Annotated in this window: 17 protein-coding genes; 6 read left to right on the forward strand and 11 right to left on the reverse strand. The window is 70.9% G+C overall.

The window, feature by feature from the left end; all coding sequences use genetic code 11:
• Positions 1-107: 107 nt before the first annotated feature.
• The 6 genes from FZO89_RS06795 to FZO89_RS06820 are packed head-to-tail and all read right to left on the reverse strand — an operon-like array spanning position 108 to position 6,490.
• Positions 108-1,151 carry a LacI family DNA-binding transcriptional regulator gene (locus tag FZO89_RS06795; protein ID WP_149102533.1) on the reverse strand — a complete coding sequence of 348 codons (1,044 nt, stop codon included), beginning with the start codon at positions 1,149-1,151 and terminating at the stop codon, positions 108-110.
• Positions 1,152-1,184: 33 nt separating this feature from the next.
• Positions 1,185-2,774, reverse strand: coding sequence for a family 43 glycosylhydrolase (locus FZO89_RS06800; protein ID WP_425480424.1), 1,590 nt, complete (start codon positions 2,772-2,774; stop codon positions 1,185-1,187).
• Positions 2,775-2,811: 37 nt separating this feature from the next.
• Positions 2,812-4,095 carry a TRAP transporter large permease gene (locus FZO89_RS06805; protein WP_149102535.1) on the reverse strand — a complete coding sequence of 428 codons (1,284 nt, stop codon included), beginning with the start codon at positions 4,093-4,095 and terminating at the stop codon, positions 2,812-2,814.
• Between the two features lie 3 nt (positions 4,096-4,098).
• Positions 4,099-4,644, reverse strand: coding sequence for a TRAP transporter small permease (locus tag FZO89_RS06810; RefSeq protein ID WP_149102536.1), 546 nt, complete (start codon positions 4,642-4,644; stop codon positions 4,099-4,101).
• Positions 4,645-4,652: 8 nt separating this feature from the next.
• Positions 4,653-5,645, reverse strand: coding sequence for a TRAP transporter substrate-binding protein (locus FZO89_RS06815; protein WP_262378557.1), 993 nt, complete (start codon positions 5,643-5,645; stop codon positions 4,653-4,655).
• On the reverse strand, positions 5,642-6,490 hold the full coding sequence (locus FZO89_RS06820; RefSeq protein ID WP_262378558.1) for a 2-keto-4-pentenoate hydratase: 849 nt from the start codon (positions 6,488-6,490) through the stop codon (positions 5,642-5,644). The genes FZO89_RS06815 and FZO89_RS06820 overlap by 4 nt, the downstream gene beginning before the upstream one ends.
• A gap of 148 nt (positions 6,491-6,638) precedes the next feature.
• On the opposite strand from FZO89_RS06820, the gene FZO89_RS06825 reads away from it, so the two are divergent.
• The 3 genes from FZO89_RS06825 to FZO89_RS06835 are packed head-to-tail and all read left to right on the forward strand — an operon-like array spanning position 6,639 to position 10,612.
• Positions 6,639-7,973 (forward strand): pectate lyase family protein, encoded by a 1,335-nt coding sequence (locus tag FZO89_RS06825; protein WP_149102537.1) that lies wholly within the window; start codon positions 6,639-6,641, stop codon positions 7,971-7,973.
• 5 nt (positions 7,974-7,978) lie between these two features.
• A complete protein-coding gene (locus FZO89_RS06830) occupies positions 7,979-9,574 on the forward strand; it encodes a carboxylesterase/lipase family protein (RefSeq protein WP_149104078.1) in 1,596 nt (531 codons plus the stop codon).
• Between the two features lie 9 nt (positions 9,575-9,583).
• Entirely contained in the window at positions 9,584-10,612 is a 1,029-nt protein-coding gene (locus FZO89_RS06835) for an alpha/beta hydrolase (protein ID WP_149102538.1), read from the forward strand.
• A 266-nt stretch (positions 10,613-10,878) separates the two neighbouring features.
• Here FZO89_RS06835 and FZO89_RS06840 read toward each other — a convergent pair whose 3' ends face one another.
• The gene (locus FZO89_RS06840; protein WP_187471065.1) at positions 10,879-13,647 is read right to left on the reverse strand and encodes a TonB-dependent receptor; all 2,769 of its coding nucleotides are present in this window, start codon (positions 13,645-13,647) and stop codon (positions 10,879-10,881) included.
• A 235-nt stretch (positions 13,648-13,882) separates the two neighbouring features.
• On the opposite strand from FZO89_RS06840, the gene FZO89_RS06845 reads away from it, so the two are divergent.
• On the forward strand, positions 13,883-14,908 hold the full coding sequence (locus FZO89_RS06845) for a sugar kinase (protein WP_149102540.1): 1,026 nt from the start codon (positions 13,883-13,885) through the stop codon (positions 14,906-14,908).
• A gap of 114 nt (positions 14,909-15,022) precedes the next feature.
• Here FZO89_RS06845 and sppA read toward each other — a convergent pair whose 3' ends face one another.
• Together sppA and FZO89_RS06855 are read right to left on the reverse strand one after the other, a co-directional pair.
• Positions 15,023-16,906, reverse strand: coding sequence for a signal peptide peptidase SppA (gene sppA, locus FZO89_RS06850; RefSeq protein WP_149102541.1), 1,884 nt, complete (start codon positions 16,904-16,906; stop codon positions 15,023-15,025).
• A 55-nt stretch (positions 16,907-16,961) separates the two neighbouring features.
• Positions 16,962-18,353 (reverse strand): MATE family efflux transporter, encoded by a 1,392-nt coding sequence (locus FZO89_RS06855; RefSeq protein WP_149102542.1) that lies wholly within the window; start codon positions 18,351-18,353, stop codon positions 16,962-16,964.
• 160 nt (positions 18,354-18,513) lie between these two features.
• On the opposite strand from FZO89_RS06855, the gene FZO89_RS06860 reads away from it, so the two are divergent.
• On the forward strand, positions 18,514-19,743 hold the full coding sequence (locus FZO89_RS06860) for a DUF3667 domain-containing protein (RefSeq protein ID WP_149102543.1): 1,230 nt from the start codon (positions 18,514-18,516) through the stop codon (positions 19,741-19,743).
• A gap of 16 nt (positions 19,744-19,759) precedes the next feature.
• The gene (locus tag FZO89_RS06865; protein WP_149102544.1) at positions 19,760-20,065 is read left to right on the forward strand and encodes a DUF4286 family protein; all 306 of its coding nucleotides are present in this window, start codon (positions 19,760-19,762) and stop codon (positions 20,063-20,065) included.
• A gap of 114 nt (positions 20,066-20,179) precedes the next feature.
• Here FZO89_RS06865 and FZO89_RS06870 read toward each other — a convergent pair whose 3' ends face one another.
• The gene (locus tag FZO89_RS06870; protein ID WP_149102545.1) at positions 20,180-20,764 is read right to left on the reverse strand and encodes a DUF3106 domain-containing protein; all 585 of its coding nucleotides are present in this window, start codon (positions 20,762-20,764) and stop codon (positions 20,180-20,182) included.
• A complete protein-coding gene (locus FZO89_RS06875) occupies positions 20,751-21,674 on the reverse strand; it encodes a serine/threonine-protein kinase (protein ID WP_149102546.1) in 924 nt (307 codons plus the stop codon). The genes FZO89_RS06870 and FZO89_RS06875 overlap by 14 nt, the downstream gene beginning before the upstream one ends.
• Positions 21,675-21,982 lie beyond the last annotated feature (308 nt).

The following is a 21,982-nucleotide window of genomic DNA, read 5'->3' on the forward strand; positions in this document are numbered from 1 at the left end:
TCCCATGATCGTTCGGGTCCACACCGCCGGATACGCACCACGGACACGGCCCGTCCTTGCCGGAACGCGCGGGAGTCGAGGTCCCGGATGCGCTGCGCTTATCCGGGCTACGCGGGGGGCTGGCAGGAGTCGCGGATGACCAGGTGCGGCCGGACGCTCGACAGCGGGCGCGGGGCACCGTCGGTCTGCAGCAGCATCGCCGCGGCCATGCGCCCGGTATCGCGCGTGTCGCGGCGCACCGAGGTGAGCGGCGGCCACAGGCGCGAGGCCAGCGGGCTGTCGTCGTAGCCCACCACCGACAGCTGTTTCGGGATCTGGATGCCGGTGCGCAGCGCCACGCGGTAGACGCCCGCGGCCATTTCGTCGTTGCCGCAGAAGATCGCGGTCGGGCGCTTCTTCGCGCCGAGCAGCTTCTCGGCCGCGGCCACGCCCGACTCGAAGGTATACCCGGCTTCGACCAGGCGCGACGGCGGCAGCTCGATGCCGCGCCGCTGCAGCGCGCCGACGAAACCGTGGGTGCGCTCGATCGCGGAGCGGTAGGCGGCAGGACCGGTGATCATCGCCACCTCGCGGTGGCCCAGCGACTGCAGGTAGTCGGCCACTTCCGCGGCGCCGTCGCGGTCGTGGGTCACGACGATACGGTCGGGCGCATCGAGCGCCACCGCCGCGATACGCGCGTACCGGCAGCCGACGTCGTCCAGCATGTCGGCCAGGGCCTGGTCCTCGGAGACGCGCGGCACCAGCATCACCCCGTGCAGCTTCTGCTGCTGGACGAAGCGCCGCACGCCGTCGACATAGTTCGGACTGCGGCTGTCGCAGGGATGGACCACGAGCTCGAAACCCGAGTCGCGCAGCGCGTCCAGCGCGCCGTACTGGATGTCGACGATGTACTGCGCGGTCGGGTTGTCGTAGATCATGCCGATCAGGAAGGAACGGCGGAACGCGAGGCCACGCGCCATCGGGTCGGGCACGTAGCCCACCTCGCGCATCAGCGTCTCGACCTTGTCGCGCGTGTCCGCACGCACCAGCGGCGAACGGTTGATGATCCGCGACACGGTCTTCTTGGACACCCCGGCGAGCCGGGCGATGTCGTTGATGGTCGCCGCCTTGCCCCGCACGGGCCTGGCGTCGTCTTCCTTGGTTCGCGGCATGTCGTGTCCCGCCGGCTGATACCGGTGTCGGGATCAGTCTAGCGCGCGATACCGGAAATTGCGGAAATGCACCGTGCCGCTGCCGGCCGCATACAGCGACGGCTTCACCGCCAGGAAGCCCCCGGCCACGTTGTGGTGATAGCCGGAGATCTCCATCTGCACCGGGTACTTGGTCCAGCTGCTTCCGTCGCGGCTGGTATGGATGGTCACGATATGGCGGTCGTTGCGGACCCGGATCCACAGCCGGCCGCCGGTGGCGCCGGGCGCCAGCCGCGCCGGCCGTTCCAGGCCGTAGCGGTGCATGACGAACTGTTCGCCGTTGCTGCCCAGGCCCGCGTACAGCCGGTCGCTGTAGAACAGCAATGCGCCTCCCTGCGCCCCCGGCTCGATGTCCATCTCGACCTCGAACTCGTAGGCCAGGTCGCCCGCGATCACGCCCAGCGGGGAACTGTCGCGTGGCGAGTCGCCCTTGCCGCGCAACCCCAGGCCGCGTTCGCCGAAGGCGATCCGCGCATACTCGTCCGGCGCCGGGTCGTAGAACGCCCATTGCTTGCCCAGCCTGCCGCCGGCGAAGCTGTCCGACAGCGCGATGCCGTGCGGCTGCAGCGCCTCGCCTGCGGGCTTGCGTATCGGCTGGCCCAGGTCGCCGCCACGGGCCACGAACCAGCCGTCATCGGTCCACTCCACCGGATCGAGCAGCGCCTGGCGGCCGAGGGTCCAGAAGTCGCGCTCGTAGCCGTGGTAGATCATCCACCACTGGCCGGCCACGTCCTCGACCAGCGTGGCATGGCCGCGCGACCACCAGTATTCGTCGCGACTCCGCGTGCGCACCACCGGGTTGTGGGGGGAGTTCTCCCAGGGCCCATGGATGGAACGCGAGCGGGCCACGATCACCATGTGCCCGGTCGGCGGGCCGGCGGTGCCGCCGACGGCGGTGACCATGTAGTACCAGCCGTCGCGGCGGGTGATCTTCGGGCCTTCCTGCGCGTACGCCTCGACCACCCAGTCCTCGGGGTAGCGCCAGCCATCGTAGACGTGCTTCACCTCGCCGACGGTGGACAGGCCGTCGTCGGCCAGTTGCACGTAGTCGCCGCCGCTGAGGAACAGGTAGCGCCTGCCGTCCTCGCCCACGGCATGGCCCGGATCGATGTGGCCAGGCAGGCCGATGTCGACCGGATCGCTCCACGGTCCGCGGATGTCGTCGGCCCAGACCACGTAGTTGCTGCGCTCGCTGCCCTCGGTGCCGCCATGGCGCGCCGGGAAGTAGATGTAGTAGCGCCCATCGTGCTTCACCAGGTCGGGCGCCCAGACAGAGCCCACGTTGGTGGAGATCGCGTTGCCGACGGGCTGCCAGTTCACCAGGTCCCGCGAGTGCCACAGCGGCAGTCCCGGGTAGGCCGTGAACGAGGACAGGGTGAGGTAGAAATCCTCGCCGTCGCGCAGCACCGAGGGATCGGGATGGTCGCCGGCCAGCACCGGGTTGAGGAAGGTGCCGTCGCCGAGGTCCGGCTGGCGCTGGTGCTCGATCCCGCGCTGCCATTGCGGCAGCGCGTCCTGCGCAGGCGCGGGCGGAGCCAAGGCGATGGACAGGAGGAGCCAGAGCCAGCGCGACGTCTTCGACATGGAATTCCTCATGGGAAACGGGCCGCCATGTACCGGTTCACGCGCGCAGCAGCGCCGGCAACCACAGCGACAGTTGCGGGAACAGCACCACCGCCAGCAGCACGGCCAGGCCCGCAAGCCAGAACGGCCAGATCGAGCGCAGGCTCTCGGCGATCGTGATCTTGCCGATCGCGGTGCCCACGAACAGCACCGAACCCACCGGCGGCGTCACCAGGCCCAGTCCGCCGGTCAGCACCAGCACCATGCCGAAATGCACCGGGTGGATGCCGTACGCCTTGGCCACCGGCAGGAAGATCGGGGTGCAGATCAGGATCAACGGCGCCAGGTCCATGAAGGTCCCCAGCAGCAGCAGGATCAGCACGATCAGCAGCAGCACCGCGTACCTGTTCCCGGCGATCGATTGCAATGCCTCGACCGCCGCCACCGGCACCTGCAGATAGGCCAGCATCCATCCGAAGGCGGCCGCGCAGGCGATCACGAACAGGATCACGCCGGTGGTCCTGGCCGCATGCACGATGGTCTCGAGGAACATCCGCCAGCGCAGTTGCCGGTACAGCACCACGGTCACCAGCAACGCGTATACCACCGCCACCGCCGCGCTCTCGACCGCGGTGAACACGCCGGCGCGGATGCCGATGAAGATCAGCGCCACCAGGCCCAGGCCGGGCAGTGCCGACACCAGCCGCAGCAGCACCGTGCGCAGGCCCGGGAACGGCTCGGTGCCGTAGCCCCGGCGCCGCGCCACCACGTAGCCGGTCAGCATCATCGCCGCCGTCATCAGCAGCGCCGGCAGGATCCCGCCGGCGAACAGGTCGGCGATCGAGATGCCGCCGCCGGCCGCCGCCGAGTACAGGATCAGGTTGTGCGAAGGCGGCACCAGCAGCGCCACCAGCGCGGCGGTGATGCAGACGTTCACGGCGAAATCGCGGTCGTAGCCGCGCTTGACCATCTGCGGGATCATGGTGCCGCCGACCGCGGAGACGTCGGCGATCGCCGAACCCGACACGCCGCCGAAGAACAGCGACGACAGCACCGACACCTGTCCAAGGCCGCCGCGCACGCGCCCCACAAGGCCCGCGGCCAGCGCGATCAGGCGTTCGGAGATGCCCCCGCGCATCATGATTTCGCCGGCGAAGATGAACAGCGGGATCGCGATCAGCGATGCGGTGCCGATGCCCGCGCCGACCTGCTGCGCCAGCACCACCGACGGCAGGTCGAGGTACAGCAGCGTCAGCAGCGAGGCGGCAGCAAGCGCATAGGCGACCGGCACGCCGATCACCAGCAGCACGATGAAGGAGATGAACAGGATGGCGATGCCCATGGCTCAGCCCTCCCCGCCGGCGCGCAGCACGCCGGGCAGGCGCGCCAGCGCGAACACCACCATCAGCGCGCCGCCGAGCGACAACGGCAGGAAGCCGATGCTCTGCGGCATCGGCGCGCCGGCGATGCGCACGTCCAGCGCGTCGAACAGCAGCACCGCGCCCCAGCCCGCCAGCACGGCGCCTATCGCGGCCACGACCAGCACGTTGAGCGCATCGACCACGCGTCGCACGCGAGGCTGCATCGCGTCGGCCAGCAGGCTGAAGCTGAAGTGGCGTTGGGTGTGGACACCCGCCGCCGCGCCGAAGCTCATCGCGGTGCCGAGCAGCAGCAGCGTGACCGGCTCCGTCCAGCTCGGCGAATCGTTCAGCACGTAGCGTGCGACCACCTGCCAGCCCTGCACCAGCACCAGCCCGGCCAGCGCCGTCGCGGCGATGGCGATGGCGATGCCGGCGAGCCGGTCGAGCGCACCCGGCGGTCCTGCGGGGGGCGTCTGGTCCGTACCGGCGTCGGTGCCGGTGTCGAGTGGGGTCTCCGATCGTCCCGTCATCTGGGTCCTCATGCGGTTGCGCGGATCTGCGCGTACAGCGCTTCGATGCGCGGATCGCGGCGATACCCGGCCAGCAGCGGCGCGGCCGCCGCGCGGAAGGCGTCGATGTCGACCTCGTTCGCCTCGATGCCCGCGGCCAGCACCTCCTCGCGCGCCGCGGCTTCGGAGGCGTCCCAGGCCTCGCGCATCACCGCCACCGAGCGCCGCGCGGCGTCGCGCAGCAGTTCGCGGTCTCCGGCATCGAGGGCATCCCAGGTGCGCCGCGACAGCAGCAGCACGTCCGGCGCGTAGGAATGCTCGCTCTGCGACCAGTAGCGGGCCGCCTCGAAATGGCGGCTCGAGTGGAAGCTGCGGATGTTGTTCTCGGCCCCGTCGATCATCCGCGTCTCCATGCCCGAGTACACCTCGCCCAGCGACAGCGGGGTGGCGTTGGCGCCGAACTGGCGCAGCAGGCGGATGAAGATGTCCGAGACCGGCACGCGGATCTTCATCCCGTGCAGGTCGGCGGGCGTGCGAATCGGACGCCGCGCGTTGTAGAAGCACCGAGCGCCGGAGTCGTAGATCGCCAGCCCGACCAGGCCGCGTCCGGAGAAGCCGTCCAGCACCGCCCGGCCGACCTCTCCGTCCATCGACCGGCGCATGTGCGCGACCGAGTCGAACGCGTACGGCAGGCACAACGCCCGGGTCAGCGGGAAGGCGTTGTTGAGCGCGCCGCTGTAGACGCGCGCGAAGTCGATCGCGCCGAAGCGGGCCATGTCGATCGCCTCGGCCTCGCGGCCGAGTTGCCCGGAATGGTAGAGGCGGATGCGCAGCCTGCCGCGTGTCTCGCGCTCCAGCGTCTGGCCGATCCAGCGCATGGCCTCGACCGTGGGATAGTCGCTCACGTGCACGTCGGTGGCGGTCAGCAGGCCGTTGCGGCCCGCGGCCAGCGCCGGCATCGCGCCCGCGCCTGCCGCGCAGGCGACGCCGAGGCCGGCGGCGATGAAGCGGCGCCGCCTCATGCGCTGCTGCCGGCGGCGAACGCGGTGGCGGCGACGACACGCCCGTGGATCGTGCCGTGCGTGCCGAAGCCCACGCGTACGCGCTGGCCCACGCGCACCTCGTGGATGCCGGTGGCGTTGCCGGTCGCGATCAGGTCGCCGGCCCGCAGCGGACGGCCGCGCCGGGCCGAACGCGACAGCGCGAACGCATAGGCGGCCAGCAGCCCGCCGGGCAGGAGCGTGGCGCCGCCCGTGCCGACGCGCTCGTCGTCGATCCAGCACTCCGCGACCAGTTCCGGCTCCGGGATGTCGCGCCAGTGCGGGATTTCCGGGCCCACCACCAGGCCGTTGTTGTTCCCGAAATCCGAGACCACCACCCGCGGCCCGAGCGCGTTGATCGTCGCCAGCGGGCTGCTGGCGATCTCCAGGCCGATCGCCAGCGCAGCCGGCAATGCGGCAGCCTCGGCAGGCGTCCAGTCCAGCTTGCCGGCAGGCGCGTCGGCCTCCAGGCGCAGCACGTACTCGGCCTCGATCGCGCCGAAGCCGCCGACGAACACCGGCAGCACCGCATCGTCCACCCGGGTCGACAGCTGTCGTTGGTAGATCGGGCCGAGCAGGCGGTCGTCGCCCGATCCGTCCCGGCGCTCGGCGCCGATGTAGCCGACCTTCCAGCCGGCCACCCGATCCGGCCAGCGCGCGATCGCGAGGTCCTGCACCCTGTACGCCGCGACCAGGTCTTCGGGAATGACGCCGGGGAAGTCCGGCACGCTGCGACCCTGCAGCCTTGCCTCCACGAACGTGTCGGCGATGGCCACCGCGGCGGCATGCTCGGTCGAGTCCTTCGATGTTTCGGTTTCGCTGCTCAAGCCCCCTCCGGATGATGTTGCGGTGCAGATCGCCGCAGGCCGGATGTCCTTGTAAGGTAAACCGGTGTCATCTTCAATGTGCAGTGCGGCAAACCGGTGGACATCCTCCGCCCGGCCGCCCGATCCGACCCGCGATGGAGCCTTCCGCATGTCCCCGATCCGCCGATCCCCCGCCTGGTACGCCCTGCTCGCCTGCCTGCTCTGCCTTGCGCTTCCCGTGTCGGCCGCCGCCGACCGCGTCCCCGCCTTTCCCGGGGCCCAGGGCTGGGCCGCGCACACGCCGGGCGGCCGCGGCGGGCAGATCCTGCGGGTGACGACGCTGGCCGCCGATGGCCCCGGCTCCCTGCGTGCCGCGGTCGAGACCAGGGGTCCGCGGGTGGTCGTGTTCGAGGTCGGCGGCGTGATCGACCTGGGCATGAAGGAGCTGCGGATCAGCGAGCCCTACCTGACGATTGCCGGCCAGACCGCGCCGCATCCCGGGATCACGATCATCAAGGGCGGCCTGACCATCGCCGCCCACGACGTGGTGGTCCGCCACCTCCGCATCCGCCCCGGGGACGGCCACCGGCCCAAGGGCTCGGGCGACATCGACGCGATCACGACCCTGCGCGGCGCGCGCAACGTGATCGTCGACCACTGTTCGCTCACCTGGGCCACCGACGAGGGGCTGTCGGCCTCCAGCACGCGATTCCTCGGCGAGGACGAGTCGCAGTGGATGCGCAACGCTTCGCACGACATCACTTTCAGCAACAACATCATCGCCGAAGGCCTGGCCCATGCCACCCACCCCAAGGGCGAGCATTCCAAGGGCACGCTGGTGCACGACCACGTCAGTCGCATCCTGATCGTCGGCAACCTGTACGCGCACAACTACGAGCGCAGCCCGCTGTTCAAGGGCGGCGCGCGCGGGCAGGTCGTCAACAACCTGATCTACAACCCCGGCCAGCGCGCGATCCACTACAACCTGATCGCCGAGGAATGGATCGGACACCCCTACTCCCGCGGCGAGATGGTCCTGCGCGGCAACGTGCTGCGGGCGGGGATCTCGACCGAGCCTCTGGCACTGTTCATGGTCGGCGGCTCCGGCGACGTCGACGTGCATGCGGAGGACAACCTGGCGGTCGATCGCCTCGGCAGGCCGGTGATCGAAGCGACCGGTCGCTACACCACCGCGCCGGTCCGGATCAACGAACCTGCAGCCGCGCCCGCGCTGCCGTTCGGCGTACGGCTCCTGCCGTCGGCGCAGGTGCAGGATGCCGTGATCGAAACCGTTGGGGCCACGCCCTGGGACCGCGACCCGGTCGATCGTCGCATCGTCGCCGACGTGATCGAAGGCCGCGGCACGATCATCGACAGCCAGGACGAGGTGGGCGGCTATCCGCAGTACGCGCCCACGCGCAAACCCTTCGTCGAGGCGGACTGGAACCTCGGGACGATGGAGCCGCGTTCGGGCACGTACCCGCGCGGCGAACCACTGCGTTGACCGCGATGCGACCCAGGCGCGCGTTCCTGCAGGTTTCGCTGGCGCTGTGCGGTGGCGCCATGGCGCCCGGCCTGGTGGCCGCCGCTCCCTCGCCCGCGACCAGTCTCGCACGCGTGCGTGGCGGCCGCGTCGCCGGCACCCGCGAGCACGGCGTGCACGTGTTCCGCGGCATCCGCTACGGCGCCGACACCGCGCCGCGCCGCTTCCTGCCTGCATTGCGGGAAGCCTCCTGGCGTGGCGTGCGCGATGCGCTCGCCTACGGCGCGGCGACCGCGCAACGTGGCGGCGAAGGCCCGGGCAGCGAGGACTGCCTGTTCCTCAACGTCTGGACGCCGGGGCTGCGCGACGGCGCGAGGCGACCGGTCCTGGTCTACCTCCATGGCGGCGGTTTCAACAACGGTTCTGGCAGCGATCCGCTCTACGACGGCGCCCGTCTGTGCCTGCGCGGCGACGTCGTCGTGGTCACCCTCAACCATCGGCTCAACGCCTTCGGCTACCTGTATCTCGGGGGCCTGCTCGGCCCGGACTACGCCGGGTCCGGCAACGTCGGCCAGCTCGACCTGGTACAGGCACTGCACTGGGTACGCGAACACGCGGCGGAGTTCGGCGGCGATGCCGGCAACGTCACCCTGTTCGGCCAGTCGGGCGGTGGCGCGAAGATCGCCACGCTGATGGCGATGCCGGCCGCGCGCGGCCTGTTCCATCGCGCGTGGACCATGAGCGGGCAGCAGGTGACGGCGGCCGGGCCGCGCGCGGCGGATGGTCGAGCGCGGATCTATCTCGACGCCCTCGGCCTGTCCCCGGCCGATGCCGGACGCCTGCGCATGCTGCCGGCGGAGACGCTGCTGGCGGCACAGTCGGTGCGCGACCCCTCGCGCATCGAGGACAGTGCACTCTACTTCGGCCCCGTGATGGATGGCGCTGCGCTGCCGCGCCACCCGTTCTGGCCCGATGCGCCGCCGCAGTCGGCGGCGATCCCGATGGTCGTCGGCAACACCCGCGACGAGACGCGCGCCTTCCTCGGCAGCGATCCCGACAACTTCACGCTCGACTGGGAGCAGCTCCCGGCCAGGCTGCGCACGCAGCAGTATCTGGACATCGACCCCGACCTGGTGGTGGCCGGATACCGCAGGCTGTATCCGCACTACACGCCATCGGAGGTGTTCTTCGCGGCGACCACGGCCGGGCGCTCCTGGCGCGGCGCGGTGGAGGAACTCGAAGCGCGCGCACGCGATGGCGGAGGCAATACCTGGGCCTACCAGCTCGACTGGTATCCACGCGACGTGGAAGGCGGCGAGCGCAGGCGCGCCTTCCATACGCTCGACATCCCGCTGGTGTTCGACAACATCGCCCGGGCGGGCTCGCGCACCGGGGTCGCGCCGCAGGCGCAGCGCGTGGCGGATGCGATGAGCGAGGCGCTGCTCGCGTTCGCCCGCTGCGGCGATCCGCGCACCGGCGCGACCGCGGACTGGCGGCCGTACTCGCTGCCGCGGCGCGAGACGATGGTTTTCGATGCCGAACCCCGGATGGCCGACGATCCGCGTGGCGGCGAGCGGCGTCTCTACCGGATCGCACCCTTCGTGCAACGCGGCACCCTGTAGGAACGCGGCATGCGTGTCCGCATCCTGCTGGCGGGCATGCTGGCGTCCATGGCCACGGCGTCGGCGGAGCCGCCCGCGGGCCCGGCGTCCGCCGAGGACGCCGGCGTGGTCCGGATCGAGATCTGGCCCGCCGGCCACGCCCCCGATCATGCAGGCACGCTCCCTCCGCAGCGCATCGTGGACCGCGGCCGGCTTGCCGACGGTTCGCGCGACCGCGTGATCACCGGCGTCCGTCGTCCCTACTTCGTGGTACACCGCCCGCCGCACCCCGATGGCACCGCGCTGCTGGTGGCGCCCGGCGGCGGATACGAGCGCGTCGTGCTCGACAAGGAAGGCACCACGCTCGTCCCGGCCTTCGCGGGATCCGGGATCACCCTGTTCGTCCTGCGGTACCGCCTGCCGGGGGACGGTCATGCGGAAGGTGCCGATGTGGCGCTGGCCGATGCGCAGCGTTCGTTGCGGATGATCCGCGCCTGCGCACCTGCCTGGGGACTCGATCCCGCCCGGGTGGGCATGCTCGGCTTCTCCGCCGGGGGCCACCTCGCCGCCAGCCTGGGCACGCGCTTCGACGAATCGCTGCAGCCGCCGATCGACGCCTACGACGCGACGAGCGCCCGGCCCGACTTCCTGCTCCTGGGCTATCCGGTGATCGACATGGCCGGCCGCGATGCCCACGCGGGATCGCGACGCCGACTGCTCGGCCCCGCGCCGTCGCCCGATTCGTTGCGGCGCTACTCGCCGCAGCACGCGGTCGACGGCCGCACACCGCCGACCTTCCTGCTCCATGCCAGCGACGACACTTCGGTGCCGGTGCGCAACAGCCTGGTCTTCCACGCCGCCCTGCGCGCCGCAGGCGTGCCCGCGGAACTGCATGTGTATGCGGCGGGCGGGCACGGATTCGGCACTCACGCCATCGCCGACAACCGGCTTGCCGGGTGGCCGCGTCTGGCGATCGACTGGATCCACTCGCTGCCACCGCGCGCGGACGCGGTCCCCGCACCCGTCACCGGTTGTCCCCGCATCGCGCCCGAGTCCTGAGGCCGGCAACGTCGCTGCCCTCGCCCAGCGTCGCCCGGGCGCGCACGAAGCGGCTCGCCGCGAAGGCCGACTCCGCGGGGTGTCCGCACCGGTGGCCAAGCCGGACCGTCTTCAAGCCGCGCAGCGCGTGCGCGACAGATCCTCGAAACGGGGAGCCGGCGAATGCCGGCGGCGCCAGTGAGGGGCCCGCCACCGCGATGCGGCCCCGCCGCGCGCAATGAAAGGCCCACCGGGCGCACGACGGCGCCCGGTGGGCCGCGGATGGATCAGAAGCGGTAGCGGAAACCGAGCTTGTACACCCGGCCGGTGTGGTCCCACTCGTAGCGGCGGCGGGCGTCGATGTCGGTCCAGCGATCCTGGTAGTCGTCGGTGAGGTTCAGCGCCTCGAGGGTGATCGAGAAGTTGTCGTTGACCTTGTAGCCCATCGAGGCATCCAGGTTGAACGTGTCGCCGTACCCCTCGAAACGGTTGCCCGTGCCGCTGGTCCCGGTCAGGTAGTCGCTGCGATAGGCGCCGGACAGGCGTGCGTCGAAGCGCTCGTTCTCGTAGAACACGGTGAAGTTGTAGGAGTTCTTCGACAGGCCGAACAGGCGTTCGGTCACCACCTCGCCGCTGATCGTGTAGTCGGCATCCGAATCGACATAGGTGTAGTTGCCGATCAGCCCCATGTTGCGCACCACCGGCATGTCCGGCGCGATCAGCGCCAGCGGCATCTGGAAGGCGAGCTCGAGTCCATGCAGCTTGCCGCCCGGCCCGTTGATGACAGAGTTGATCTCCCACAGGCGGGCTTCCGGATTCTCCGCGGCCGGCGAGGTGGGCACCAGCAGCGACAACGGCAGCCCGGTCGAGGCGTAGGTGCCCTCGCGCTGGCTGGAAATGGGCCGCGAATCGATGTCCTTGTAGAAGAACGCGGCCGACAGGATCGCCTCCGGCGCGAAATACCACTCCAGCGACGTGTCGAAGGCCTTCGCCCGGGTCGGGTCGAGGTAGGGGTTCTGGAAGGTCACGCGGTAGTTGAAGCTGTCCACGCTGCCGCCCGGCGTGAGGCTGCCGATGCCCGGACGGGTCATCACCTTGGCCGCCGACGCGCGCCACACCAGTTCCGGGGTCAGGTCCCAGGCCACGTTGAACGAGGGCAGCACGTCGCTGTAGGCCGGCCGCTCGACAGTGACGAATACTCCCGAGTTGTAGCCGCTTGATTCCTGCTCGGTGCGGACGTAGCGCACGCCGGCATTGAAGCGGAAGTCGCGGTCGGCCAGCAGCGTGGAGCCGTTGAGCTGCACGAACACACCGGTGTCGCGCTCCTCGACCGAGCGCACGTTGCCGGTGTCCTCGCGCATGGGGCGGTTGCGCAGGTCGATCTGGTCCGCCCAGCCCCACAGGTCGGGGATCACCCAGCTCGTGGTCGAGCCGTCGCCGACGCGGTCGCCGAAGTGGTAGACCGTGGACGGACCGTCCGTCGCCGGAACGCCGTACACGCCTTCCGTGCACTCCACCAGGCCCGCGGCGCACGCGGTGGAATCGCGGATCCCGCCCCAGGTCTCGAAGTTGAACTTGCGGTAGCTCACGCCGGCATCCATCCAGTAATCGGCGCTGAAGTTCCAGGTCACGTCCGCCGCGAGGTTGTCGAAGGTGTGCCTGGTGTTGCTCGGCCGGTCGCGGAACTCCGCCATCTGGAAGTTCGCCGGGTCGGTGACGTCCGCGCCGTTGAAGGCGATCAGCGGATACTCATCGTTCGTGTAGTCGTAGACGAAACCGTCGTAGTCGCGGTCGTCGTACATGAAGGTGATCTCGTACGGGAAGTCGAGTTCCGACGAGGCGGTGCCGGCCAGGAGGTGGCCGCTGAAGGCATCGTTGAAGGTGTGTGACAGGTCGAACGTATACTGCTTGAACTCGGTGGTCCAGGCCTTCTCGAACGATTCGTTGCGCACCCATGCGTTGTCGACCTCGAGCCGGTCGATGGTGCCGGTTTCGGCGTCCACCACGTAGTCGGTCACGTCCATGAGGTGTTCGTTGCCGCGGAACAGGACTTCGCCCCAGATCTCCCCGCGCGCGGCATCGAGCTTCGAGTACAGCGCGTCGAGCTTGATCTTCGTGTCCACGCTGGGACGGAACTCCAGGCTGCCGGTGAGCCCGATGCGCTCGCGCTCGACCTTGATCTCGCCGTAGCGCGGGATGCGCGCGCCGAAGTTGTTGACCATGTCCTGGCAGCCCGGGTCGGCCTGGTTGTCGAAGCAGTTCACCCCACGCACCGAGCGGAAGCCGAAGCGCTCCTGCGCCTGGTTGACCGGCGGTCGCTGCCAGCGGACCGTGTTCTGGCCCATCTCGTAGCTGGTGTCGTCGGAGAACGCGGCCGAGAACGACACGCCCCACCTGTCGCCGGGATCCTTGTAGGCGAACAGCGCCGCGCCGCGCGGCGCGAATTCGTCCGAGATGTCGCTGTACTGGCCCTGCCCGGACAGCAGGAGGGTCGTTCCATGCTCGTAGCCGAAGGGGGCGCCGGTGTTGAGGTCGACCAGCGCGCCGAGCGAACCTTCGTCGAACTTGGCCTGCGCGGTCTTCTGGACCACCACCGAGTTGAACAGTTCCGAGGCGAATACGTTGTAGTCGAAATCGCGGCCGCGGTTCGGCCCGCCTTCGCCGCCGGTACTGGCGATCGCCTCCATGCCGTTGATGCGTACCCGGGTGAACTCGCCGGACAGGCCACGCACGGAGATGTTGCGGCCTTCGCCGGACTCGCGGGTGATGGCGATGCCGGGGATGCGCTGCAGCGATTCGGCGATGTTCTGATCGGGGAATTCCGCGATGTCCTCGGCCACGATCGCGTCGACGCTGCCGACGGCATCGCGCTTGAGATCCAGGGCCTTGACCAGGCTTGCGCGGTAGCCGGTCACGGTGATCACGTCGAGTTCGGTGGCGTCTGCCGGCGTGTCCGCGGTGGCTGTCGGCGCGGCAACCGGCGGTTCGGGCACGTCCTGGGCCAGCGCCACCATCGCCTGCGCCTGCAGTGCCAGACCGATGGAAACCGCCAGCAAGGTAACCGGTGTCTTTTTTCTCTGTGCGACAGCTTGCATAATTCCCCTCCCGTGATGTCAGGCGTTGGCCGTTGCGGCAGCTGACAGTTGTAAGTGCTTATGAGATGACGCCCGGCGGGCCGAATGACACCGCTGGCCAAAACCCTAACAAAACCTTGCCCGGCAAGCATGCTGCGGCGCAAAACGCGCTGTCGCCGGCACTCGCCGATGATGCAGGGAACCAGCGGGAGCCCCCATGTCCGGTCGCATCGTCTGTTTTGGTGAACTGCTGCTCCGCCTCGCCGCCCCGGGGCGGGAACTGCTGCTGCAGTCGCCCGCGCTCGAGGTCCGGATCGGCGGGGCCGAAGCCAACGTCGGGGTGTCGCTGGCCCGGTTCGGCCACGATGTGGGCATGCTCGGCACCGTCGCCGACAACGCGCTCGGCCGCGCCGCGCTGGGCGAACTGCGCCGGCACGGCGTGGATACCCGCGCCGTGCGCATGGCCGGCGGCCGCATGGGCCTGTACTTCCTGGCCACCGGCGCCGGGCACCGTCCGAGCGAGGTGCTGTACGACCGCGCCGCCTCGGCTTTCGCATCGGCGCCCGCTTCGGGCTACGACTGGGACGCGCTGCTGCGCGGTGCCGCATGGCTGCATCTGTCGGGGGTGACTCCGGCGCTGGGGGCGGCCACCGCCGCCGCCGCCGCGGACGCGGTGCGGGCCGCGGTCGCCTCCGGGGTCCGGGTCTCGTTCGACGGCAATTTCCGTCCCAAGCTGTGGGCCGCGTGGGATGGCGATCCGGCCACGATCCTGCGGCCGCTGCTGGAAGGCGCGGAAATCGCCTTCGCCGACCACCGCGACATCGACGTGGTGCTCGGCGCGGAGGCCGGCGACCCGCCCGACACCCACGAGCAGCGCTTCGCACGCGCCGCGCGCCGCGCCTTCGAGGCGTTCCCGCGGCTGCAGCGCATCGCCTGCACCACGCGCGTCCAGTCCAGCGTCGAGCACCATGCGCTGGGCGCGCTGATGGCCACACGCGGCGGCGGGCTGCACCGGGTCGAGCCGCGCGAACTGCCCGCGATCGTCGACCGGATCGGCGGGGGCGACGCCTTCGCCGCCGGCGTCCTGCATGGCCTGGTGCTGGGCTGGGACGACGCCGACAGCCTGCGCTTCGGCCATGCCGCCGGCTGCCTGAAGCACGCCGTTCCGGGCGACTTCAACCTGTGCGATGCCGACGACGTGATGGCGCTCGTGCGCGGCGAGCGGCTGGACGTCAAGCGCTGAGTCGGGCGCGAGCCGGCGCGGGAAGGATCCGCGCGCCGCGACACCTCACGCGGGAAGGCGCGTTCCCACGATCAGGCGGCGGGGCGTCCCGGCCGCCATGCCGGCGAATGCGCGTCAGAGTCCGCAGAAGCAATGCGCCAGCGTCTTCACCGGCGCGGCGTCGGCCTTGAGCACCTGCTCGAGCATGCGCAGGTCGCGTTCGGCCTGCGGTGCCGCGCGCGCGAGCAGGCTGCGTGCGAGATCGGAATCCTGCAACCAGGCCCGCGCGAGGCGGCCCTCGACGAACCCGGCGAACCAGCGCTCGAACGGCGTCGCCGCGCGCTCGACGTAGCGCACCCGCCAGGCGTCGGCCTTGCCGAGCCGGGCTCGCTCCGCGGCGTCGGCGATCGCCGCGCGCAGGCCGCCGAACTCGTCGACCAGACCCCGCGCTTTCGCCTGGTCGCCGGTCCAGACGCGGCCTCGCGCCACCTCGTCGATCTGCTCCGGGGTGCGGCCGCGGCCCTGCGCGACCCGGGTGATGAAATCGCGATAGCCCTTGTCGATCAGCGACTGGATCAGCTGCCCGGCCTCCGGCGACAGCGGGCGGCTGAGGTCGAACGCATCCGCCATGCGCGTGGTGGCGACGCCGTCGGTATGCACGCCGATCTTCTCCAGCGCGCGCGGGAAGGTGGGGATCAGCCCGAAGATGCCGATCGAACCGGTGATCGTCGACGGATCGGCATAGATCCGGTCGGCGTCCATGCTGATCCAGTAGCCGCCCGACGCGGCGACATCGCCGAAGGAGACCACCACCGGCTTGTCGGCCTTCTTCAGGCCCAGGACCTCGCGGCGGATGACTTCGGACGCGAACGCCGAGCCACCGCCCGAGTTCACGCGTAGCACCACGGCCTTCACGTCGTCGTCGTCACGCGCCTCGCGCAGCAGCGCGGCGGTGGACTCGCCGCCGATCGTGCCCGGCGGCTGGCGACCCTCGAGGATGTTGCCCTCGGCCACCACCACCGCGACCTGGGGGCGCGGATCCGCCGCCCGCGACGGACCGTCGGCATGGCGCAGGTAATCGAAGAACCCGACCTGGCGGAAGCCGCCTTCCGCGTCCTCGTCGGCCGCGCCGCGCTCGGCGAGCAGCACTTCCACTTCTTCCTGCGTCTTCAGGCCGTCGACCAGCTTCTGCGTCATCGCGTAGCGCGCGGCGTCGCCCTCTACGGCGGCCACGCCTTCGGGCAGGGCGTCGATGCCGGCGGCGAGCGCCTGCGGGGTGGTCTTGCGCAGGCGCGCGATGTCGGCCAGGTAACGCTGCCAGACGTCGTTGCGCCAGAACAGGTCGGCCTGCTTGGCTTCGGGCGAGGCGTCGTCGCGGATGAACGGTTCGGCGGCGGACTTGTATTCGCCCACCTTGAACAGATGCATGTCGATGCCGAGCTTGTCCTCCAGCCCCTCGCGGTAGAACTGGCGGTAGCCGCTCAGGCCCAGCAGCAGGATCTCGCCCTGCGGGTCGAGGTAGACCTCGTCGGCCTGCGCGGCCAGCAGGTACTGGCCCTGGGTGAAGCGCTCGCCGAACGCGACCACCTGCTTGCCCGATTCGCGCAGCGCCTGGATCGCCGCGCCGATCTCGCGGATCGCGGCGAAACCCGAAAAGCCCATGCGATCCACGCGCAGCAGCACGCGTTCGACGTTGGCGTCGTCCTTCGCCGATTCCAGCACCTGCAGCACGTCGCGCAGCTGCACTTCCGCCGGCCCCTGGCCGAAACTGGCCTGGAACGAACGGCTGACCGGGTCGGAGGTGTACTGCTCCACCAGCAGCGCTTCGGGCGCGATCACCAGCGTGGTGCGCGCCTCCAGCGGAGCGACCCCACCCCTGCCGCCGGCGAGCACGACCAGCACCAGCAGCAACAGGAAGAAGAACAGCAGGTTGAAGACCAGCCGCCGGACGAAGTTCATGCCGTCCCAGACGCCGACGATGGCGCGCAGCAGCGGGCCGCGCTGTGGGGTTTGACTCATTTGGGCGAAAGCTCCCTGTTCCGGAGGGCCAGAGTACCCGGCAATCCCCGCGTTTTCATGCGTCGTTGGTCACCTGCACCGGCGGCACGGCCGGCAACGCGGCCGGCCGGCTGCTGCGCGCGAAGCGCAGCGCCATCAGCACCGCCGCGACCGTCAGCCCGGCGATCAGCCCCAGCCACATCCCGCGCGGCCCCCAGCCCAGGCCCAGCCCGAGCCCGGCGCCCAGCGGCATGCCCACGCCCCAGTAGGCGAAGGCGGCGATGAACATCGGCACCCGCGTGTCCTTGAGCCCGCGCAGCGCGCCGGCCGACAGCACCTGGACGCCGTCGGGAAACTGGAACGCCGCCGCCAGCAACAGCAGCGAGCCGGCCAGCGAGGCCACCGCCAGGTCGCGGGTGTAGATGCCGGCGATCGCCTCGTGCCAGCCCAGCAGCACCGTCGCCGACAGCGCCTGGGTGGACAGCACCAGCACCAGGCCGGCGAGCGCGGCGCGACGCACCCCGTGCGAGCCGCGCCCGGCGCCGACCGCGTGCCCGACCCGTACCGTGGTCGCCTCGGCCACCCCGAACGGGATCATGAAGCACAGGCTGGCGACATTGATCGCGATCTGGTGCGCCGCCACTTCGAGCTCGCCAAGCCGGCCGATCAGCAGCGCGGTCGCGATGAACAGCCCGCCCTCCATCGCCACGGTGACCCCGATCGGCAGGCCGGTGCGGAGCAGGGCCGAGATCTCGCGCCAGCGCGGCGGATCGAACCGGTCGAACAGGCGCATCGCCTCGAACCTGCGCGCGCGCGCCAGGTAGGCGAGGAAGCCGAGCACCTGCAGCCACAGCATGATCGAGGACGCCAGGCCCAGCCCGCCGGCCCCGCCTTCCGGCAGCCCGAATGCGCCGAACGTGAGCGCGTAGCCCAGCGGCAGCAGCACCAGCAGGCCGCCGAAGCCGAAGGCCATCGTCGGCAGCGTCCAGTGCAGGCCGTCGCACAGGTAGCGCATGCAGAAGTACAGCGTCATCGCCGGGATGCCCCAGCGGATCCCGAGCAGGAACGCGCTCGCGGCCGGGCGCACCTCGGGCGCGATGCCCATCGGCGCGAGCGCGTGCACCGACAGGCTCAGGAACGCGAACAGCAGCGCGCCCAGCCCCAGAGACAGCCACAACGCCTGCCGGAACAGCGGCCCGACCTCGGCCCGGCGCCCGGCGCCGTCGAGCTGCGAGACCGAGGGCGGCAACGCCATCAGCGTGCCCATGGGCACCATCATCGGCAGCCAGAACATGGCCGTGCCCACCGCCACCCCGGCCAGGGTATTGGTGCCGTGGCGCCCGGCGATCACGTTGTCGACGAAGCCGATCAGCCCGGTGGCGAGGTGCCCGGCGACGAGCGGCGCGGCAAGCACGGCGGTGGTCCGCACTTCCTTGCGGAAGCGCGGCGGCGGAGTGGACGGAGACATGGCGGCGGCTCGGGACGACTGCGGCCGGCAGCGAATCGGATGTCGCGCGCTGGCGCCGGGTCGACGGCGACCGGTATTTTAGGCGATACGATGCGCCGCGACGCGCGCCAGTCCCCGCGCGTGTCGCGATGCGCCAATCCCCGACGCTGCCGGACCGCCGATGACGACCCCGACCGACCTGCCGGCGCCCTCACCGCCCCCACTGCCCGCCGGCGACGCGCCGCGCGGCGACTGCGCCAACTGCGGCACCCCGCTGCTGGGCGAGCACTGCTACGCCTGCGGCCAGCCGGTGAAGGGGCTGGTGCGGCATTTCTCCAGCCTGGTCGGCGACGTGCTCGACAGCGTGTTCGAGTGGGATTCGCGCACGCCGCGCACGCTCTGGCCGCTGTTCGCACGTCCGGGCTACCTCTCGCTGGAGTACTTCGCCGGCCGCCGCATCCGCTACGTCAGCCCGTTCCGGCTGTTCTTCTTCATCGCCATCGTCACCTTCTTCATCGGCAGGCTGGTGGTCAGCTTCGGCGACCAGAACCCGGTGCAGCTCGGCGGCGACAGCGGGATCGAGACCGCCCGCGACATCGCCGAGGTGGAGCAGGCGCGCGACCGGGCGCTGGCCGAGCTTGCCGATGAACGCGCGGAACTGGCGCCGCAGATCGAGGCCGCGGAGGGCCACGCGTCGCCTCCCCGGGTCGGCACCATCACCGGGCTGCGCACCGCGGATGCCGCCCTGCAGGCCGCCGAAACCGCGATCCGCGCCCAGGCCGACGAACGCATCGCCGCGTTCCGCGAGGCGGAGCAGACCGGTGGGCCGCCGCCGGTGCCGCGGCTGAACCGGCTCTCCTTCAATTCCCGGGACTGGGATCCGGTGAGCAACCCGGTCAAGGTGGACTGGCTGCCCGGCTTCGCCAACGACTGGCTCAACCGCCAGGTGGGCCGCGCAGAGAAGAACGTGCAGCGGCTGCAGGAAGATCCGGATCTGCTCAAGGATTCGCTGCTCGGCGCGGTGCCCTCGACGCTGTTCGTGCTGCTGCCGCTGTTCGCGCTGATGCTCAAGTTCGCCTACGTGTTCAAGCGGCGGCTGTACATGGAGCACCTGATCGTGGCGCTGCACAGCCACGCCTTCGTATGCCTGGCGCTGCTGCTGGTGTTCATGGCGATGGCGATGGAACGCTGGCTGGCGCCGCACGGCGGCGGACTGGGCGTCGCGTTCAGGCTGGTCGAAGCGGCGCTGTGGACCTGGATGCCGATCTACCTGCTGCTGATGCAGAAGCGCGTATATCGGCAGGGCTGGATCATGACGCTGGTCAAGTACAGCGTGATCGGACTGCTGTATTCGATATTGCTCAGTCTCGGCGCGGCGTTCACCACCGTCGCCAGCGTGGTGTGGTTGTGATCCACGGAGGTGGCCGATGGTGCTGTACGAAGTGAGCGCGCGGGTCGAACGCGGGATCGCGGGGGACTTTCTCGCATGGCTGCCCGGCCACGTGGAAAGGCTCCTCGCGCTGCCGGGCTTCGAGGCCGCCGAAGTGTTCGAAGTGGTGGAAACGCCGCCGGACGCCGGCCACCTGCTGCTGTGCGCGCACTACCGCCTGCGCGACGCCGCGGCGCTCGATGCGTACCTGCAGGAGCATGCGGCCAGGATGCGCGCCGAGAGCGCCGAACGCTTCGGCGACCGGGTGCGCGCCTCGCGCCGGGTGCTGCGGCCGGTCGGCTGACGCGCGCAGCGGCCTACCGCGCGCCCGCAGCGCCCGGAAAGGGGCCGATCGGGTAGCGGCCATGCTTGCGCGGCGACCTCGCGCGCATGCGCGACGCCAGCAGCGGGAACCGGGTCAGGGCTCGACCCGGCGTCGCAGCCATGCGGCGCGCTGCGACGGCGGCTGCGCCATCAGGTCCGCGCGCAGGCGGTCGCGTTCCTGCGGCGGCGTGCGCTGCGCCAGCACGCCGAGGTCGGCGCGTGCCTGCGCCGGCAATGCGCGCAACGCATCGACCAGCCCATCGCGCTCGCCCGGCGCGACCTGGGCGAACAACGCGTGCAGTTGCGGCCAGTCGGCGCCCACTACCGGGCCCAGCAGCCAGCCGCGGCGGAGACCGGCATCGAGCGCGTCGAAACGCGCCCGCAGCGCCTGCTGCTCCGCGACCGGCAGCGCCTCGTAGGTCTCGCGCGCCGCGCGCATCCGCGCCCGCTCGTCCTCCGGCAGAGCGCGCCAGGCCGTCCAGGCTTCCCGGCGCTCGCGACGCAGCGGCGCCGGCAACGCATCCCAGGCCTCGGCCCGGCGCTGCAGCGCCGCGCGCTGGTCGGGCGTGAGCGCCGCGATGGCGCGTGCGCCCTCGCCGGCGGGTTGCGCGAGGGCGCCGCCGGCCAGCCACAGCGCCAGGCAGGCGCAAGCGACGCGGATGCGCTCACCGCGGCGCATCGGGCGCTCCCGCGGAGTCGTCGGCCGCGACCCCGTCCGCAGGCCGCGCCGTCGCGCCGTCCGCTTCGCCCAGCGCGCCCACCAGCCAGGCTTCGAATGCCGGATCGGCATCGTCGTCGAACGCACCGGTCGCCTGCGCGATCAGCAGCTCGAGGTCGCGATGGCTCTCCAGCGCCGTGGCGGGATCGAAGCGTGCGGCCGGCGTCGCGGCGGGCGGCAGTTCCTCCGTCTGGATGCGCGCGCCGCCAGCGGCAGGCGGGGGCGCGATCCACGGCCCCCACCAGGTGGCCGCCAGCGCCGCGGCGGTGAGCACCAGGACGGCGATCGTGGCCGGCCAGACCCAGCCGGCACGCGTCCCGGCCGGGGTGGAAGGCTTTGCGGGCGGCGGACGGATCCCGTCGCGCAGCATCGCGATCCGCTCCAGGCGCTCCGGCGGCAGGGCGCGCACCGCCTGCTGCGCCGCCGTCGACAGCGCGCGCCACGCGTCCGGATCGGCAACGCCGTCGTCGCGGTGCGGCAAGGCCCGCTGCAGGGCAAGGCGGTAGGTCGGACGGGCGATGCCCAGCACCGCCGCGGCTTCGGATTCGGCCAGTCCCGCGACCAGCCGCAGCAACAGGGCAGCGCGGGGACCGCTCCCGAGCGCGGCGACATGCGCGGGGGCGGCGTCGGGGGCGACGCGCACGGTGGCACGCAGCTGCGGCGCGGCCAGCAGCATCGCCCAGAAGCGGCGCGGCCATTCGGCGAAGGCGATGCCGGCGGCCACCTCGCGGAATCCGCGCAGGGTGGAGGCCAGGGCCATGTCCCCCGCCTCCCCGTTTCCGCCCTGCCACTCCGCGAACACCACCCCCCGGCGCTCGACGCCGCGCAGGAAGGCAGTCAGGGCGGCATGGGCCGCGGCGGGATCGTTCAAGGGGAAGACGCCATCGTTTCCGGGCCCCGGGGCGGCCCGACGCGCGCCATGATACGTGCGTCGCCACGGCCATCGGGGACTTGACGGGCGTCTCACTCGATGATCCAGAAGCGCTTTTGCGGGCAAACGTTGTGCACATGCGTCGCGAAACCGTCATTTCGGGGGGCCGTGAAGCGCTGTTGACCATTGTGAAGGCTTTGTTTCACGCCTAACTGTTTGATTTTTCAGATAAATGGTCGATTGGCGCTTTTTTCGCCAACCCGGGCTTTCACGCACAGGGCGAGGCCAAAAACACGCTGTGGATGCGC

It is taken from the genome of Luteimonas viscosa (genome assembly GCF_008244685.1).
In the GTDB taxonomy this organism is placed as follows: Bacteria; Pseudomonadota; Gammaproteobacteria; order Xanthomonadales; family Xanthomonadaceae; genus Luteimonas; species Luteimonas viscosa.